We start from the raw sequence: 16674 nt of genomic DNA, 5'->3' as shown, positions 1-16674 counted from the left end.
GGCTGCGTCCGCGCAGCCGCGCTGTCAGATGCCAAGAATGACCGATTGCGGCGCTGGATGCCCGTGTCGGTCGGGGTCGTGTCGACGTTGGCGTTAGGGGGGCGAGTCACCATCGGCCCTCCCGGCGCTGCGACGACGACCCTGCCTCGTGGTGGCGGCCCGAGGAAGCCGAGGCGACGGCCTCGACCCTGTCCAGTTCGTCGGCGTTGAGCGCATCCCGGCCGAGCAGATACTGCTCGGTGAGGTGGTTCCACGCACAGGAGCGGCACACCTCCACGACGAACACCTGGAACTCACGCAGCGTCATGGCCAGCACGGGCAGCTCCGCGAGCTTGCGTGCCTGTCCAGCCGACTGCTTGAGCTCATCGCCATAGATGTAGTGCACCAGGGTGAGGTTGTCGTGACGGCAGATCGGGCAGCGCTCGTCCGTGGGCTCGCCGTGGAATCTGGCTGCATTCTTCAGGTACGGCGACGCATCGCAGACTTCAAGCGTTCCGACCTTGCCGTTACGCACGTCACGCAGCAGCGCCCGCTTCTGAAGCGAGTAGTCGACGACCTGCCGCTGCGTGCGCATGGCGAAGAGAGTACGCGCTCGTGTCCCGTACGGCGACAGGCGTCACTCAGCGTGGCGCAGTGACCGCGTAGCCGCGATCATGTTGCGGCCGGAGCGCTCGCGTTCTAACGTGACGATGTATCGGCCCGATACATCGTCCCGCAATGTGCGGCCGCAGATCCGGCGAGGAGGTGGCGACGTGCTCGAACTCGCCGTCCTCGGCCTCCTTCAGGAGGCCCCCATGCACGGGTACGAGCTACGCAAGGAGCTTTCCACCAAGCTGGGGACCATCCGTGCCGCGATCAGCTACGGCACCTTGTACCCCACGCTGAAGCGCTTGAACACCGCCGGTTGGATCAGCGAGACCGCGCCGGAGGACGCGATGGTCCCACCGCTGACCAGCAAACGCGGCCGGATCGTGTACAAGATCACGGCCGAGGGCAAGGAGCGGTTCGCGGAGCTGTTGGCCCAGGCGGGCCCGGAGACCTACGACGACGCCGGCTTCGGCGTACATTTTGCGTTTTTTGCCCGGACTGACCAGGCAACCCGGCTGCGGATCCTCGAAGGCCGCCGCCGCCGGATCGAGGAGCGCCGGGAGGGTCTGCGTGACGTCCTCTCCCGGGCCGCGGATCGGCTCGACGCGTACACCCTCGAACTGCAACGACACGGACTCGAAGCGTGCGAGCGCGAGGTCCGCTGGCTGGAGGAGCTCATCACGAACGAGCGCTCCGGCCGGTCCCCGGCCACACCGGCCGCGGAGACATCCCCCGAGAACCCGCGTCCGCACCAGGACCGGCCGTGATGAACAAGGAGGCAATCGCGATGGGCTCCGTCCGCGTCGCCATCGTGGGTGTGGGTAACTGCGCCTCGTCCCTCGTGCAGGGCGTCGAGTACTACCGCAACGCCGACCCGAACGACCGTGTTCCGGGTCTCATGCACGTGACCTTCGGCGACTACCACGTCTCCGACGTGAAGTTCGTCGCGGCGTTCGACGTGGATGCCAAGAAGGTCGGGATGGACCTGGCCGAGGCGATCGTTGCCAGCGAGAACAACACCATCAAGCTGTGCGACGTGCCGCCCACCGGCGTCACCGTGCAGCGCGGCCCGACCTTCGACGGTCTGGGCCAGTACTACCGGGAGATCATCGAGGAGTCCTCGGCCGAGGAGGTCGACGTGGCCCAGGCGCTGCGCGACGCCGAGGTCGACGTCGTCGTCTCGTACCTGCCGGTGGGCTCCGAGAAGGCCGACAAGTTCTACGCCCAGGCCGCGATCGACGCGGGCTGCGCGTTCGTCAACGCGCTGCCGGTCTTCATCGCCTCCGACCCGGAGTGGGCAAAGAAGTTCGAGGATGCGGGCCTGCCGATCGTCGGTGACGACATCAAGAGCCAGGTCGGCGCGACGATCGTGCACCGGGCGCTGGCCAAGCTGTTCGAGGACCGCGGGGTCGAGCTGCTGCGCACGTACCAGCTCAACTTCGGCGGCAACATGGACTTCATGAACATGCTGGAGCGCAACCGCCTGGTCTCCAAGAAGATCTCCAAGACCCAGTCGGTGACCAGCCAGATCCCGCACGAGATGCTCAAGAGCGACGTGCACATCGGGCCGTCGGACCACGTGCCGTGGCTCGACGACCGCAAGTGGGCGTACATCCGGCTGGAGGGCCGCAGCTTCGGCGACACCCCGCTGAACGCCGAGCTGAAGCTTGAGGTGTGGGACTCGCCGAACTCCGCCGGTGTGATCATCGATGCGGTACGCGCCGCGAAGATCGCCAAGGACCGCGGGATCGGTGGGCCGATCCTGTCGGCCAGCTCCTACTTCATGAAGTCGCCGCCGGTGCAGTACAACGACCACGACGCCAAGGAGTCCGTCGAGGCGTTCATCCGCGGCGAGATCGAGCGCTAGTCAAGCCGAGGATCCGCGTCGAGGGACCCCGCCCGGAGCCCACGATCGGCTCTGTGAATTGACGTCGAGGACGCAGCCACGCGCTGCGTCCTCGACGTTTGTCGTGCATCCGGTGCTGCGGCGATGGCAGGCGTTCTGCCGGCCATTCAATTCCAGCGTGGCCGGGGAGCGAGAAGCGGAGCGTGGAATTGCGCACACAGCCTTCGCGACGGACGCAGATGAACAATCACGATGAGGACAGCGCGCCGTCCTCATCGAGCGATACCAAACGCTTTAATTGGTCGCAGCACCGATCATGCTCGGGCGACAGTACGCATGGCCACAGCGATGTTGATTCCAGTCAGACAACCTCGGGCCAGCATTCTGCACCGCCGGCACCGACCGCGCCACCGATTTTCGTGCCGCCCCCCGCACCACTGCGGGCGGTGACCACCGAGCGATGCGACTGCCCTATGTGAACAACGCAGCGCCCAACGGTCGCCACAACGGCTGGCGTCAGGCTACTGGTTCTGCGCGGCCGGCATGCGCTGAGGATCTTATGAATTGACATACTCCGCTATCGCTCCTAGGGTCTGTGGCGGCACCTGCCCGACAACCAAAGAGACATCAGTCAAACTACGGGGAGCTTGGTTGGCGATGTTCCGAACGAAGCGGTAACCGCATCACCCGTTGCTTGGCTAACGGGTCGGATATCAGCATGAGCATCGGGGTGCGCCTCCATCGCGGTGGGCTGGAAACGCTCATCTGAGTACTGCCACCCGGACGCAGCACAGTTGGCGGCGTCATCACCTCCGATGGCCTAACTCGACGCCGCACCCGCACGTGGTGAGGCGGGCAGACAGAGCGGCGCAGTGCACATCGGACACGGCCGACCGGGACATCCGCGGTCGGCCGATCTTTCATGTGCCCGGCACGCATGCTGCTTCCCCCCGACTGACCACATTCCGGTCGATTTCTCTGCTCGGGTCCCGACCTTTCGACGACGGAAGCAGCGTCCTCGCGAGGCGGTGCCCACCCATGTCAACAGCGATCCATGTCTAAGAAGAGGGTCATGTGAGACGACGAATAGGCACGTTGCTGGTCGCCAGCCTGGCGGCTACCGCCGGACTGACCGGTGGCCGGGCGGCGGCCGCGAGCCCGCAGCAGGCAGCTCCCACCCCGCCACCCGCGCAGCAGGGTTCGCAGGCCCCCGATGGGGTGGCCCCAGCCGACCGCCCCGGCGTCATCGGCAAGGACTGGAAGACCTCCGGCGACCGCATGTGGACCACCGCCGGCGACGCGACCGGGTTGCATCTGCTGGCGGCCGACGCGAAGGCCGGCTACACCTGGCGGACGGTGGCGACTCTGGCCGAGCCGGACATCATCACCGACCAGTGGATCGGCAATGCGTGTCTCACCGGTTCCGGTAAGCGCGCCGTCGTGGTGTACGAACCCAGGCACTTCGCCAACCGGACGAATCTCTTCGACCAGGGCGCCTTCGCCGCTGTGGTCGACATGGCCTCGGGCGAGGTCACCAAGCTGAACATCAACGTGAGCATCGCCTACTACAACCCCGGCTGTGGATCCGACGAGACAGCCACGCTGACGCAGAGCGGCGCCGCTGAGCTGGGCCGGACCCGCATCCACGTCGTTGACACCGCCGCGCGGAAGATCACCACCCGGGTCGAGCTACCCGGGCAGGTCACCTCAGCGGTTCCGGTCCTCGACAAGATCGCTGCCTATGACGGCACGCGCATCCTCTCCATCAACCATGATGGAAAGGCATCGACGCTCACCAAGGCGGCGGGCGCGATCGCGCACCTGACTGCCGATGGCCACGGTGGGCTCACCTACCTGGAACGCGCCGAACAGACCACGGTGGTGCGTCATCTCGCCGCAGCGAAGGCCACCGTCCAGGAGATCGGACGCGGGTCGCTGTCGGACGTCTCGCTGGCACGTGGCACCGGCGGCCGGGTGTTCATCACCGGCAAGCCGCAGCAGGTGGGCACGCTGCCGCAAGGAGTCTCTCCGATCACCTCGCCGACCGACGCGGAGATCTCGACCACCGGTGCGGCGATCCTCACGCCCGCCGACCGCGCCGCCGACGCGCCCGCGGACGAGGACGGCAGCGAAACGGTCGGACTCCACGCGACCTTCCGCGCTACCGGACGTAGCGCGGACTTCGCGGTCGATCCCACCGAGCGCGTCAGCGCGCGGCAGGACCAGGGTCAGCGCCCGGCTCCGCAACTCAAGGCGCTGGGAGCCCCGGAGAGGGTGGCCGCCGCAGCCACCGCCGGGTCCGCCACCGATCCGACCGAGTCCGACCGATACTGTGCGGTCTCCCGGAACGATCTCACCGCGCAGGTCGAACAGCCGATGTGGACCCAGGTGGAATGGGCCGCGAACCTTGCGGTTCAGGGCAACCTCACCTTGACGCGCCCGCAGAACTGGCATGGTTCGGGTCTGCCCGCCTGGTCTCCGCAGGCACTTGAGAAGCCGATCGACCTGGCGGGCGGCGGCCATGTTCCGGCTCAGATCCTGCTGGGCATTCTGGCCCAGGAGTCGAACCTGTGGCAGGCGTCGTATCACGCACTCGAGGGCGTGCCCGGCAACCCGCTGGTCGGCGCCTACTACGGCAACCGGACCGGCTGGTCGATCAACTTCGAGAAGGCCGACTGTGGGTACGGCGTGTCTCAGGTGACCGACGGCATGCGCAAGGCCGGGCGCACCAAGCCCGGCGAGAAGGCACGGCCCGCGGACGAGCAGAAGGCGATCGCGGTCGACTACGCGACGAACATCGCCGCAGGTCTGCGCATCCTGCAGGAGAAGTGGAACACCACCCGCAACGCCGGTATCACCATCAACGACGGCAATGCGGCCCGACCGGAGAACTGGTTCGCCGCGGTCTGGGCGTACAACAGCGGGCTGAACCCGCAAGCCTCCACGGGGAACACCACCGGATGCAGCCCCGGCCCGTCGTGTACCGACAGCCGCGGAAACTGGGGACTGGGTTGGGGAAACAACCCGGCGAACCCCGACTATCCGTTCAACCGCAAGCCGTTCCTCGACGGCGACGGTGACGGCAACAACGGCCAGGCCGATGCGGCGAATCCCCAGCGGTGGCCGTACCCCGAGAAGATCATGGGATGGGCGGCTTACCCGATCGTCAAGTCGGACTACCGGCGGCCGGGCTTCTACACGGCCGCATACCGTCAGGCGTTCTGGAAGACCGGGCCGTTGCGTACCTTGGGCATGAAGCCGCCGCTGACCACGTTCTGCAGCGCGCAGAACAACTGCACGACGGCGAACGGCCAGCCGAACGGCGCGGGTCTCTGCAAGTACACGGACTATCACTGCTGGTGGCACTGGCCCGCGAGCTGGGAACCCAACTGCGACGACACCTGTGGGTTCGAGAACCCCAATCCGAACTACACGGCCGGGTCGCCGGAACCGGCCCGCGGAAACCACTACCCGCCGATCTGTACCCGACAGGGGCTACCCGACGGGTCGCTGATCGTCGACGACGTGGAATCCGACAGCCCGCTCGTGCGATCGGACGAGTGCTCCCCGGGCCGTGTGTCGACCCAGGGCAAGTTCTCCTTGACGTTCAACGGCACCGCGGTGGACTACCCGTCGAAGATCGACTTCCACCAGCTGGGCACCGGACTCAACGGTCACGTCTGGTTCTCGCACGAAGAGAGCGTCACCCTCGACAACCTGAGCAAGGTCGGTGTGACCGGGCGGTGGGCCTTGGAGCAGCCCATGAACCAGTGGGCAAAGGTGTGGGTTCACCTTCCGCACACGATCGGTGAATCCCAGCAGGCCCACTACAAGATCGACCGCGGGGAGAACGCGCCCGCCGCCGCTCGCTACAAGTGGCGGGTCATCGGCCAGCACCGCGGAGGCAGCGAGTGGGTGTCACTCGGCGCCTTCCAGATGCAGGGCAAGCCGTCCGTCTCGCTGAGCAATGTCACTCGGACCGAGGACTCGACGGCCGGTGTGGACAACATCGTCTGGGACGCCGTCGCTTTCCAGCCACTGCCGAAGAAGCCGACGGACTTCGTCGTCGCGATGGGTGACTCGTACTCGTCCGGCGAGGGGATCGTCGACGACCAGGTCACCGGCTACTACCCCGATTCCAATCACAACAGCAGTTCCTCGGGTGACAATGCGTTCCGCAACGGCTGCCATCGCTCGCCCAACGCGTGGTCCCGGCAGGGCACGCTGGCGGATGACTCGCGGACCATCGGGCAACGCGATAACGACCAGGACAAGTCGATGGACTACCACATGGTCGCCTGTTCCGGCACCCAGAGCGAACACATGCTCCCCAGCGCGGAAAATCCCATCACGGGGCGTGTCATCAACGACCCGGACACGGGCCGGCCGTTCACCAACGGGTGGGGAGAGGCGGCAGGACGGGCCGGGGGGTCGATGCGCGAGGTGACCCAGATGGACTCCGGGTTCCTCGACGAGAACACCACGTTGGTGACGATCACCGTCGGCGGAAACGACGTGGGCTGGAGCGGCGTCGTGCAGCAGTGCTACATGTCGCTGTCGATTCCCGACTGCATGGAGCAGGACGACGACGAAGGACATCGGCTCCGCGATTACGTGCCGGAGGTCATGGAGCAGAAGCTTCGGCCGACGCTGGTGACCATGCTTCGCGCGATCACCACGATGGCGCCGAATGCGAAGGTCGTCCTGATGGGCTATCCGAAGTTGCTCGAGGCGCCCGGAACATGTCTCAACGTCACCGGCCCGATCGGAATCGGAATTAGCCCTACGGAGACCGCGTGGCTGAACCAATCAGCCGTGGAGATGGCCGCGCTGGAGAATGAAATCGCTACCACAGCGCGGCAGACCGGGATGAAGGTGTGGTACGCCAACCCGATTCCTGCCTTCGAAGGTAAGGGCGTGTGCGCCTTGCCCGATCTGGACTGGGGAATCCATGGAGTGAAATTCACCAAGGGTCCCGGTGAGAAGCCAAACGGCCCATCGTCGGACACATTCCACCCGACGCAACGCGGCGGCAGGCTCTACCGCGACGCGCTTAACACCACACTGCGGACGATGGGCAGTTGATCGGACGGGAGGTGGCCGCCGCGGTCAGGTCGGCCACCTCCCGTCACAAGTCGGAGGCCGCCCACAACATGGCCACGACGAGCAGCACCCCGTACCAGAGCAACGTGGCGATCAACGCACCCGCCGCGAGCATCGCACCAGCGAGGAATATCGGCAGACCGCCACCGCGGCCCACGCCCCGCCCGCGAGTCCAACCGATCAACACTCCGGTGACAGCGCACGCGAACGGCAGGTAGGTCACCACGGGATAGGCGGCCGACCACGGCGGGCCGGCGTTACGTTGCGGGTATGCCCCCCAAAAATTGAACAGGACCGCTATCAATCCCAGCGCTCCCAACCCGAGACCGCGACCCACGAGGCCCACATTGGATTTCGTGACCGCCCAGCGATCGAGGCGGGCCAGACGTGATTCCGCTGCCTTCATGGATGCAAGCCTATCGGGCCTGCGCAGCCCATCAAGTGGAGACGTCGCCCGCGCCTTGTCGATGAACCTTTAGCGTTTGCACGGTCGCAAATATGTCAATTGACATATTTGCCTGCTTTCACCTACGTTCGGCCGAGCTTCGGTCCACAGTTTAGAGAGTTAGACATGATGCTTCGCAGAATTCTGACGGTGGCGGCTTCCGCCGCACTCACCACGGGCCTACTTACCGGCATCTCACCAGCGGCGCCTGCTGCCGCCGCACTGCCCGGTTGTGTCGACACCGGATGGGCCATCGGCGCCGAGCACCGGATGCAGATCCAGGTTCCGTGGGATCGCAACAACCACACGAACTGCACGCTCCAGAGCGGTGCCCGTAACGACGGCGCCCGGGCGCTGCAGCGAGCGCTGCACTACTGCTACCACGAGAACATCGCTGTCGACGGCGACTTCGGCGATGGGACCAAACGCGCACTGAGGCGGGTGCAAGGACGACTTCACGTTACTGCGGACGGCGTGTACGGTCCCCAGACCCGCCGGAAGATGCTGTTCGCATCCGACATAGTCGACAGCTTCGACGCCTGCGACAAACTCGGCGAATAGCTGGGCAGTGTCGGCAGATAGAGCCAGCTGCCCGCCACCCTGGTTACGGCCGTCCGACGACGCTGATCCGCATGATGTTGGGATACGCCAAGAACCTGACGTCGAATCGTTTGAAGGAGGCGGACTCCTCCTTGCCGTTACGCGGATGCGGCTTCCCGGCCAACCAATCGACCACAGCCGCGAGCGCGCGCGGCTCCGCCTCCCGCACCACGGTGCCATCGGCCTGAACGGTGGTGATCATCGGCAGCTCGCCGGTCGTGCTCGCCGCCGCGCCGGGAGGTGTCGTGGGGGCTGCGTTCGCGGCCACGGGCGCGGCTCCAAGGAGAACTGTCAGAGCGGCACCGACGTGCAGCAGCCGTGTCCCATTGGTTGGCAATTGAATCCCCTGCCGGGTGAGGTGATGGGAAAATGGGATCTCGACGGCGAACCGGGCTGTGCTTCGCACAGCCCGGTTCGTCAGGTAAGGCGTCAGACCCAGCGCTGGTAGGCGCTGTCGACGTTGCAGGTCTTCATGACCACGTCGTGGGTACCCGCCCCGGCGAGGCACAGGTGCTTCGACTTCTTGGTCCATGCGCCGAGGCTCTTGAAGGCGATCTCACCGTGGGTGTGGAAGACTTCCCACTTTTGGTAGTCGCCGTCGTTGCAGTCGTGGAACCAGGCGTCGCCCCCGGCAGACGCGGCGTGCTCGTCCAGGCACCGGTGTGCGCCGCGCTTCTGCTGAATCTGGACGACCTTGTGGCCGTTGAGGGTGCCGCGGTCGTGCACGACGAAGTCACTTCCGCCGCACGAATCGCCTTCCGCAGCCTTCAGGATCGCCTTACCCTCACGGCTCGACGACGGGTGCAGAAACCTGGTGTTGCGAATGCCGGAGTTCTCGTAGTACTCACCACACCGGTCTTCGGCGCTCGCCGGACCGGCCACGCCGACCGCAGCGGTCGTCGTGACGAGAGCCGTGGCGAGGATGGCGCTGAAACGCGAGGTACGTGTGCGGCTGTTGGCAAGGCGCATGCTGTGTTCTTCTCCATTCCAGGGGTTCACCCGTCACCGTTCACGGATGAGCTGACCGCCTGCCGGCGTGACCGGCTCTCGTCAGCGCGACTCCGCTGGTGACAGCTTCCACGGGGTGCTGCCGATCGCCTCGATGATGGGCGGCTCGGCCAATCTGGACGGTCGGTCCTGTGCGGCAGTAATGACCAACCGTCGGGCACGCCGCCGCCAGCAGAAATGCTTGAGCTATCAGTCCTTGTGCAGTGTCGAACGGGCGAAGCGCTCCGCCCCGAATCGCGACGTCCTGCTGCGCGCCCAGGCACCACGGCACTGATTTGCGCGCACACTCGGCACAGTGGCCGCAACCGGTTCACCGGCCTCAACCGGGGCGGCTGCCAATGTTCCGAACGGTGCCAGATTCCTCTGGCGCACTGATTTGACGATCATCGACAATCCCCCGTTTGACTCATGTCGATCATGAAGTCGGGAGGATCGTACACGAGGCCGGGGCAGCCATGCACAATCGTGATTCTCCCCGCAGGCCGCCGCACCCATCCGATGTGGACGGTCGGCCGATGCGATGAAATCGCCCCTCGATCCTTGACAGGTGTTGGTCTGGTCCGCCCGCTCACCGATTGGGCGGCACCCACGCCGCCTCGAACGTCACCCGGGCCTCCAGCTCCAGCAGTTTGCGTTTGCGATCCAGGCCGCCGCCGAAGCCGACCATCTTGCCGCCCGCCCCGACCACCCGGTGACACGGCACGATCAGCGGCACCGGGTTGTGATTGCATGCCGTCCCGACCGCCCGGGCCGCGCCGGGATCGCCCAACGCGGTCGCGATCGCCCCGTACGTGATCGTCTCCCCGTAGGGGATGCGGGCGATCTCGGCCCACACGGCCCGCTCGAACGCCGAGCCACCCATCAGCTCATACGGCACCGTGAAATCCGTCAGCTCGCCGGCGAAATACGCCGACAGCTGGTCGAGTGCGGGATGCGCACCGGCGGGCCCGGGGGAGGCGCCGAACCGCACCCCGACCACGACGTCGTCCCGGACGGCCACCCCGAGCGGACCGATCGGCGAATCGATGACCAGTCGCATGCCGCCAGTCTTCCCCCGGGGTACGACACCTTCTACCTATGGCCGTGCTCGCGCGCCCAGCGCAGCAGCTCCGCCTCGGCCTCCTCGGGCGGCAGCGGGCCCCGGTCCAGCCGCAGTTCCTTCAGGTACTTCCACGCCTGCCCCACGATCGGTCCGGGCGGGACACCCAGGATCTCCATGATCGCGTTGCCGTCCAGGTCCGGACGGACCCGGGCCAGATCCTCCTCGGCCGCCAGCCGGGCGATCCGCTCCTCCAGAGCGTCGTAGTCCGCGGCCAGGGCCGCCGCCTTGCGCCGGTTGCGGGTCGTGCAGTCCGACCGGGTCAGCTTGTGCAGGCGGGGCAGCAGCGGACCGGCGTCCGCGACGTAACGGCGCACCGCCGAATCGGTCCACTCGCCCCGGCCGTACCCGTAGAAGCGCAGGTGGAGCGCCACCAGCTCGACCACGTCGGAGATGACGTCCTTCGGATACTTCAGCGCCCGCATCCGTTGCTTGGTGTACCGCGCCCCGACCACCTCGTGGTGGTGGAAGCTGACCCGCCCGTCGCGCCCGACCGCCTTGGTCGCGGGCTTGCCGACGTCGTGCATGAGCGCCGCCATCCGCAGGACGAAGTCCGGTCCCTCGTCGCCCTCCAGCCGCACGGCGTTGCTGACCACGATCAGGGTGTGCTCGTACACGTCCTTGTGCTGAGCGTGTTCGTCGATCTCCAGCTTGAGCCCGGACAGCTCCGGCAGGAAACGGTCCGCCAGGCCGGTGTCGACCAGCAGCCGCAGCCCGCGCACCGGATCGGTGCCACAGAGCAGCTTGGTGAACTCGTCGCGGATCCGTTCCGCGGTGATCCGGTCCAGGTCGGCGGCCATCGCGGTCATCGCGGCGACCACGGCGGGCTCTACCGCGAAGCGCAGCTTCGCGGCGAACCGGGCGGCCCGCAGCATCCGCAGCGGATCGTCGGAGAACGACGACTCCGGCGTGTCCGGGGTACGGATGACCTGCTCCGCGAGGTCGCCCAGCCCGCCGTACGGGTCGGTGAAGACGTGCCCGGGCAGGCTCACCGCCATCGCGTTGATGGTGAAGTCGCGCCGCCGCAGGTCGTCGAGCAGGTTCGTGCCGTACGCCACCACGGGGTTGCGCGTGACCCCGTCGTACGCCTCGGCCCGGAAGGTCGTGATCTCCAGCCGCAGGCCGTTCTTCTGCACCCCGATCGTGCCGAACTCGCGTCCGGTCTCCCAGATGGCGTCGGCCCAGCCGTCGACCATCCGCAGGGTGTCCTCGGGGTGGGCGTCGGTGCAGAAGTCGAGGTCGTCGCCGAGACGGCCGAGCAACGCGTCGCGCACGGACCCGCCGACGAGGTGCAGTTCGTGACCCGCGGCGGCGAAGCGGCGGCCCAGCTCGTCGGCGACAGGGGAGACGCGCAGCAGCTCGGCGACAGCGTTGCGCTGGGCGGCGGAGAGGGAGGAGGCAGGCGTTGACATGGGACGACCAGCGTATCGGTCGTGGCGGTGACCGGCGGCAGCGGGCAGGATGGGCGCCGTGCCCGTTTCCGAGGCGCTGCGCCGCCTGAGTGAGGACCCCGCGTTCTGGACGGGCGCGACCGGCCTGCCGCCCGACCCGCCTGCCGCACCCGGCACGCCCGGTGTGCCGCACCCCGGCGGCGCCTCCGGTCCGGCGCCCGCCGAACTGCGCGTGCCGCTGCCGGTGACCGCCGGGTACGGCCTGGTGCTGGAGATCGACCTGGTCGCGGGCGAGCGCACACTCGGGCTGCGTGTCCCGGCCGGCAGCGAGCCGATCCAGCTGGGCTGGACCGGGCCGGGCCGGGCGTACCCGGCCGCGCTGCGCTGGTGGGAGCTGGATCTGTGCGCCCGGGTGATCGCCCTGGAGGATCCCACCCTGCCGCATCCGGGACTGGTCGTCGCCCTGCTGTCGCCGTTCGCCCCGGCCACCCCGGACGACGACCCGGCGGAGATCGCCGCGGTGCGCGCGGCCGCGTACCGCGCGCTGCGCCGCGACGTGCCGTCCGGCTCGGGACCGGAGACCGCGGGGCCGGAACAGGAGCCACTGCCCATCTTCGCCGACGACCGCTGGTGGCCCCGCGCGCAGCAGCCGTCGCCACGGGTGCTCGACGACGCCACGGTGCGAGCCCTGGCCGCCCCGGCCGAGGTCCACCTGGAGGTCCGCGGCGGCCACCGGTTTCCCCGCGACGAGCTCGCCGACCTGGTACGCCGGGCGGCCGAGCGGCTGTCCGGGCATGCGCGGGACGACTGCTACGCCGCCGCCCGCCCGCTGGCCCGGCACATCGCGGGCACCGGGGACCTGCGGCCCGTGCCCCGCCTGCTGGCGACGCTGACCGAGGACGGCTGCGACCACCCCACCGTCCTGGACGCCCTCAGCGAACCCCTGGTGACCCTCGAGGCGTGCTGGATGGTGGAGACCCTGGCGGGCGCGGCGCCCGGCACCCTCCTGCGCCGACACGTGTGAGCGTGACCTGGCTAGATTGGCGGGGTGTCCGTACCTGACGAAGCCCGGCCCAGCGGCGGCCTGTACCGCAGCGCCCACGCGGCGGGTGGCGACGCCGTGCCCGCCGCGGACGGCGTGACCCTGATCTCGGTGGACACCCCCAACCCCGGGGCGGCCGTCACGGGGGAGCAGGCCCTGCCCCCGGAAGACCTGCCGGACGAGACGAGTACGGCCGGAAACAGCGCGATCATGGCGGCCGGCAGCCTGGTCAGCCGGGTGATCGGGTTCGCCCGGAACTCGCTGATCGGCATGACGCTGGGCGGTGTCGTCGGCAACGCGTACACCACCGCGCAGTTCCTGCCGGGGCAGATCTACGAGCTGCTGCTCGGTGGCATCCTGTCCAGCGTCCTGGTGCCGCTGCTGGTCCGGCGGCGCAAGACCGACCCGGACAAGGGTCAGGAGTACACGCAGAAGCTGCTGACGTTCGCGGCGACCTGCCTGGGGATCGCGACCATGCTGGTGGTGATCGCGGCGCCGGTGGTGACCGCGATCCAGTCTCGCCGCGGCACCCCGGCGTACCAGGACCTGGTCACGTCGTTCGCGTACCTGATCCTGCCGATCATCTTCTTCACCGGGTTGTCCGCGCTGATCGGCGCCGTACTCAACGTCCGCGGGCACTTCGCCGCGCCGATGTGGGCGCCGATCCTGAACAACCTGGTGGTGATCGCCGCCTGCGGCGCCTTCATCCTGTTCTTCGGCACCGACAAGGGGCTGTCGCCGGAAAACATCACGCCCGCACAGATCGCGGTGATCGGGCTGGGCACCCTGCTCGGCATGGTCGCGCAGACGGCCGGGTTGCTCCCCGCGCTACGCAAGGTCGGTTTCGCGTGGAAGTGGCGGTGGGACCCGCGTGGGCTGGGCCTGCGCGAGGTCGGCCGGCTGGGTGGCTGGATGCTCTGCTATGTCGGGGCCAACCAGGCCGCGGTCTTCGTCGTGGTGAGCCTGCTCAACGGCTCGTCTGGCGGGAACGAGGCAAGCGTCATGGCCTTCAACAACGTGTTCCTGCTGACGATGATGGCGCACGGCATCATCGGGGTCTCGGTCATGACCGCCCTGCTGCCGCGTATGAGCACGGCGGCCGCCGAGGGCCGGTACGCCGACGTCAGCGGGGACCTGAGCCGGGGCATCCGGCTCACCGTCTCCGCCCTGGCCCCGATCGCGGTGGTGTACACGGTGCTCGCCGCGCCCCTGTGCGTGACCCTGTTCCAGGGTGGCAAGTACACCCCCGAGCTGACCTTCGCGACCGCCGGGGTGCTGCGGGTGGCCGGGTTCGCGGTGCTGCCGCTGTCGATCAGCTACCTGTGCACGTACACCTTTTATTCTTTGCAGGGCAACAAGACCGCGGCGCTGATCAACATCCCGGTGGTGGTGCTCCGCATCCTCGCGTACGTGCTGCTGTTCGCGGTGCTGTCCAGCTCGCTGACGGCCGCCGGCATGACCGCCGCAAACGCCTTGTCGTATGTGGCCTCCGCGCTCATCTCGCTGGTCGTGCTGCGCCGCCGGATCGGCCGGCTCAATCTCGGCTCGGTCGCCGGTGCGCTGGCCCGGGTGCTGCTGGCCGCCGTGGTGGCCGCCGCCCTCGGTCTGCTCGTGGTCCGGCTGCTGCCCGGCGGTGCACGCCCGGAGCGTGGCGCGGCCATCCTCCAGGTGGCGGTCGGCGGGTCGGTCATCGTCGTGACGTACATCGTGGCGGCCGCGCTGCTGCGCGTGCGCGAGGTCAGCCAGGTGATCGGCATGGTCCGCCGCAAGCTCGGAGTCTGAGTCCACCGCAAACTCGGACTTAGAGGCTGTGGACAACCTTGTGGACAAGCCGCTGAACAGCCCTGTTGTTGTCACCGGATGGCCGGTACCCGATCGGCCGCCGGCCTCGGACGGGTGCCGCGCCCGGGGTTGACCTGTGGGAGGCTGGCTCCGGCCGGGTAAGGTCGTGTCGGACACGTGTGTACCACGGAGGAGGACCGGTGACCCAGGTCGGCGAAGGCCACGAGACCGCGGCCGATGGGGCCGGTCCGGTCATGACCTTCGGAACCTCCACCGTCGGCGAGGTCCTGGCCGAGCGCTATCAGCTCGAGGACCACGTCAACAACGACAGCGCCGGACGCCAGGTGTGGCGCGGCATCGACGTCATCCTCCGCCGCCCGGTCGCGGTGGTGCTGCGGCACCCCGGCGGGGAGTCGGCCACGGAGATGCTGCAGGCCGCGGTCGACGCGAGCCGGGTGATCCACCCCAATCTGGTCGGCGTCTACGACGCCATCGACGAGGGCGAGCGGGCGTACGTGGTCCGCGAATGGGTGGACGGCGCCGCGCTGCGCGAGCTGGTCAGCACGAACGGACCGATGGATCCGGCGCGGGCCACCGCGATCGCCCGCTCCATCGCCGACGCGCTCACCGCGGTGCACGCCACCGGCATGGTGCACGGCAACGTGCACCCCGGCACCACCCTGATCGCCGACGACGGCCGGGTGGTGCTGGCCGACGCCCGTGCCGACGCGGCGGACAGCATCGAGGCGGACGTCCGCGCGGTCGGCGGGGTCCTCTACTACGCGCTGACCGGGCGCTGGCCGCACGCCGAGGTGGGCCGCTCCGCGCTGCCCGACGCGCACCGCGACGCCGCCGGCACCATCGCCGCGCCGCGCCAGGTCCGCGCGGGCGTCCCGGCGTACCTGGACGACCTCACGATGGACCTGCTGGACAGGCGGGTCACCGCCCCCGACGCGCAGGCGCTGGCGGCCGAGCTGGCCCGCCTCGACGCCGCCGACGAGGACTACGAGGACGCGGGCCCGCTGCGGTTCACCCAGGGCACCTCGGTCGAGCCGGTCCGCAGCACCCGCAAGATCGCGCTGGGGATCGCGGCGCTGGTGGTCATCGCCCTGCTCGGCCTGATCTTCGGCATCAACGCCATTTCGAACTCCGACAAGGGCAAGCCGGCCGGCACGCCCCAGGCGGGCACGAACCAGACCGGTCCCGCCGGCGGCGCCAACGGCGACGGCGCCAACACCCCCGCGGCGCCGCCGCAGAAGATCCCGCTGACCGCAGACATGGTCCGGATCGTCGACCCGCCGCCCGGCACCCGCGACGACGCCGGGGAGGCCGCGAAGACGGTCGACGGGGACGACTCCACCGCCTGGGAGACGCAGGGCTACTTCTCGCCCAAGTTCGGCAACCGCAAGGCCGGCATGGGCGTCTTGATCAACCTGGGCCAGGCGCGGTCGGTCAGCGACGTCCGCGTCGAGACCTCGGCGCCCGGTGTGGCCATGGACATCCGCACGGGTGACAGCGACCCCGGCGACAACTCCGCGGGTGACGACAAGATCGTCAAGGGCTACAAGCGGATCAGCGACGACGACATCGAGAAGACGACGGGTACGGACAAGGTCTTCACCGGCTTCGACGAGAACCAGAAGTACCAGTACATCCTCGTCTTCCTCACCGAGCTGCCGCGCGGCGACGACGGCAACTACCGGGTCAACGTCAACAAGATCGAGGTGTACGGCAACTGACCCGGCCGCCCGTCTCCGCTACATTGCTGGC

Annotated in this window: 13 protein-coding genes; 7 read left to right on the top strand and 6 right to left on the bottom strand. The window is 68.2% G+C overall.

The window, feature by feature from the left end:
- Positions 1-106: 106 nt before the first annotated feature.
- The gene (locus tag ACMCNO_RS01115; RefSeq protein WP_412747562.1) at positions 107-574 is read right to left on the bottom strand and encodes a DUF5318 domain-containing protein; all 468 of its coding nucleotides are present in this window, start codon (positions 572-574) and stop codon (positions 107-109) included.
- A 178-nt stretch (positions 575-752) separates the two neighbouring features.
- On the opposite strand from ACMCNO_RS01115, the gene ACMCNO_RS01110 reads away from it, so the two are divergent.
- The 3 genes from ACMCNO_RS01110 to ACMCNO_RS01100 all read left to right on the top strand — a co-directional run bounded on the left by ACMCNO_RS01110 (position 753) and on the right by ACMCNO_RS01100 (position 7519).
- Positions 753-1355, top strand: coding sequence for a PadR family transcriptional regulator (locus ACMCNO_RS01110; protein WP_412747561.1), 603 nt, complete (start codon positions 753-755; stop codon positions 1353-1355).
- Positions 1356-1375: 20 nt separating this feature from the next.
- Positions 1376-2455: an inositol-3-phosphate synthase gene (locus ACMCNO_RS01105; protein ID WP_412753572.1), complete on the top strand. Its 1080-nt coding sequence runs from the start codon at positions 1376-1378 to the stop codon at positions 2453-2455.
- Between the two features lie 1053 nt (positions 2456-3508).
- Positions 3509-7519, top strand: coding sequence for an SGNH/GDSL hydrolase family protein (locus ACMCNO_RS01100; RefSeq protein WP_412747560.1), 4011 nt, complete (start codon positions 3509-3511; stop codon positions 7517-7519).
- A 43-nt stretch (positions 7520-7562) separates the two neighbouring features.
- On the opposite strand, the gene ACMCNO_RS01095 is transcribed toward ACMCNO_RS01100, so the two are convergent.
- Positions 7563-7943, bottom strand: a complete 381-nt coding sequence (locus ACMCNO_RS01095) for a hypothetical protein (RefSeq protein ID WP_412747559.1) — start codon at positions 7941-7943, stop codon at positions 7563-7565.
- A gap of 189 nt (positions 7944-8132) precedes the next feature.
- Between ACMCNO_RS01095 and ACMCNO_RS01090 the strand changes: the two genes are divergently transcribed.
- Positions 8133-8543 carry a peptidoglycan-binding domain-containing protein gene (locus tag ACMCNO_RS01090; RefSeq protein WP_412747558.1) on the top strand — a complete coding sequence of 137 codons (411 nt, stop codon included), beginning with the start codon at positions 8133-8135 and terminating at the stop codon, positions 8541-8543.
- 43 nt (positions 8544-8586) lie between these two features.
- Here the strand turns inward: ACMCNO_RS01090 and ACMCNO_RS01085 are convergent, their stop codons facing one another.
- The 4 genes from ACMCNO_RS01085 to ACMCNO_RS01070 all read right to left on the bottom strand — a co-directional run bounded on the left by ACMCNO_RS01085 (position 8587) and on the right by ACMCNO_RS01070 (position 12101).
- Positions 8587-8850, bottom strand: coding sequence for a hypothetical protein (locus ACMCNO_RS01085; RefSeq protein ID WP_412747557.1), 264 nt, complete (start codon positions 8848-8850; stop codon positions 8587-8589).
- A 161-nt stretch (positions 8851-9011) separates the two neighbouring features.
- On the bottom strand, positions 9012-9551 hold the full coding sequence (locus tag ACMCNO_RS01080; protein ID WP_412747556.1) for a ricin-type beta-trefoil lectin domain protein: 540 nt from the start codon (positions 9549-9551) through the stop codon (positions 9012-9014).
- Positions 9552-10158: 607 nt separating this feature from the next.
- Positions 10159-10629, bottom strand: coding sequence for a methylated-DNA--[protein]-cysteine S-methyltransferase (locus ACMCNO_RS01075; protein ID WP_412747555.1), 471 nt, complete (start codon positions 10627-10629; stop codon positions 10159-10161).
- Between the two features lie 32 nt (positions 10630-10661).
- The gene (locus ACMCNO_RS01070; protein ID WP_412747554.1) at positions 10662-12101 is read right to left on the bottom strand and encodes a CCA tRNA nucleotidyltransferase; all 1440 of its coding nucleotides are present in this window, start codon (positions 12099-12101) and stop codon (positions 10662-10664) included.
- A 49-nt stretch (positions 12102-12150) separates the two neighbouring features.
- Between ACMCNO_RS01070 and ACMCNO_RS01065 the strand changes: the two genes are divergently transcribed.
- The 3 genes from ACMCNO_RS01065 (at position 12151) to ACMCNO_RS01055 (ending at position 16643) form a co-directional block, all read left to right on the top strand.
- Positions 12151-13104 carry a hypothetical protein gene (locus tag ACMCNO_RS01065; RefSeq protein WP_412747553.1) on the top strand — a complete coding sequence of 318 codons (954 nt, stop codon included), beginning with the start codon at positions 12151-12153 and terminating at the stop codon, positions 13102-13104.
- Between the two features lie 24 nt (positions 13105-13128).
- On the top strand, positions 13129-14904 hold the full coding sequence (gene murJ, locus ACMCNO_RS01060) for a murein biosynthesis integral membrane protein MurJ (protein ID WP_412747552.1): 1776 nt from the start codon (positions 13129-13131) through the stop codon (positions 14902-14904).
- Positions 14905-15104: 200 nt separating this feature from the next.
- Complete coding sequence (locus tag ACMCNO_RS01055; RefSeq protein WP_412747551.1) at positions 15105-16643, top strand: protein kinase family protein; 1539 nt, start codon at positions 15105-15107, stop codon at positions 16641-16643.
- Positions 16644-16674 lie beyond the last annotated feature (31 nt).

Origin of the sequence: Krasilnikovia sp. M28-CT-15, from assembly GCF_047159595.1 — a bacterium.
Taxonomy (GTDB): Bacteria; Actinomycetota; Actinomycetes; order Mycobacteriales; family Micromonosporaceae; genus Actinoplanes.
The sequence above is the reverse complement of the archived record's forward strand: the minus strand, read 5'-3'. Positions and strand labels throughout refer to the sequence as shown.

What these genes read in the sequence shown, in the direction of transcription:
- ACMCNO_RS01075 (WP_412747555.1), bottom strand. Translation starts at nt 10,629, where the DNA reads ATGCGACTGGTCATCGATTCGCCGATCGGTCCGCTCGGGGTGGCCGTC.
- ACMCNO_RS01065 (WP_412747553.1), top strand. Translation starts at nt 12,151, where the DNA reads ATGGGCGCCGTGCCCGTTTCCGAGGCGCTGCGCCGCCTGAGTGAGGAC.
- ACMCNO_RS01115 (WP_412747562.1), bottom strand. Translation starts at nt 574, where the DNA reads ATGCGCACGCAGCGGCAGGTCGTCGACTACTCGCTTCAGAAGCGGGCG.
- ACMCNO_RS01080 (WP_412747556.1), bottom strand. Translation starts at nt 9,551, where the DNA reads ATGCGCCTTGCCAACAGCCGCACACGTACCTCGCGTTTCAGCGCCATC.
- ACMCNO_RS01070 (WP_412747554.1), bottom strand. Translation starts at nt 12,101, where the DNA reads ATGTCAACGCCTGCCTCCTCCCTCTCCGCCGCCCAGCGCAACGCTGTC.
- ACMCNO_RS01095 (WP_412747559.1), bottom strand. Translation starts at nt 7,943, where the DNA reads ATGAAGGCAGCGGAATCACGTCTGGCCCGCCTCGATCGCTGGGCGGTC.
- ACMCNO_RS01105 (WP_412753572.1), top strand. Translation starts at nt 1,376, where the DNA reads ATGGGCTCCGTCCGCGTCGCCATCGTGGGTGTGGGTAACTGCGCCTCG.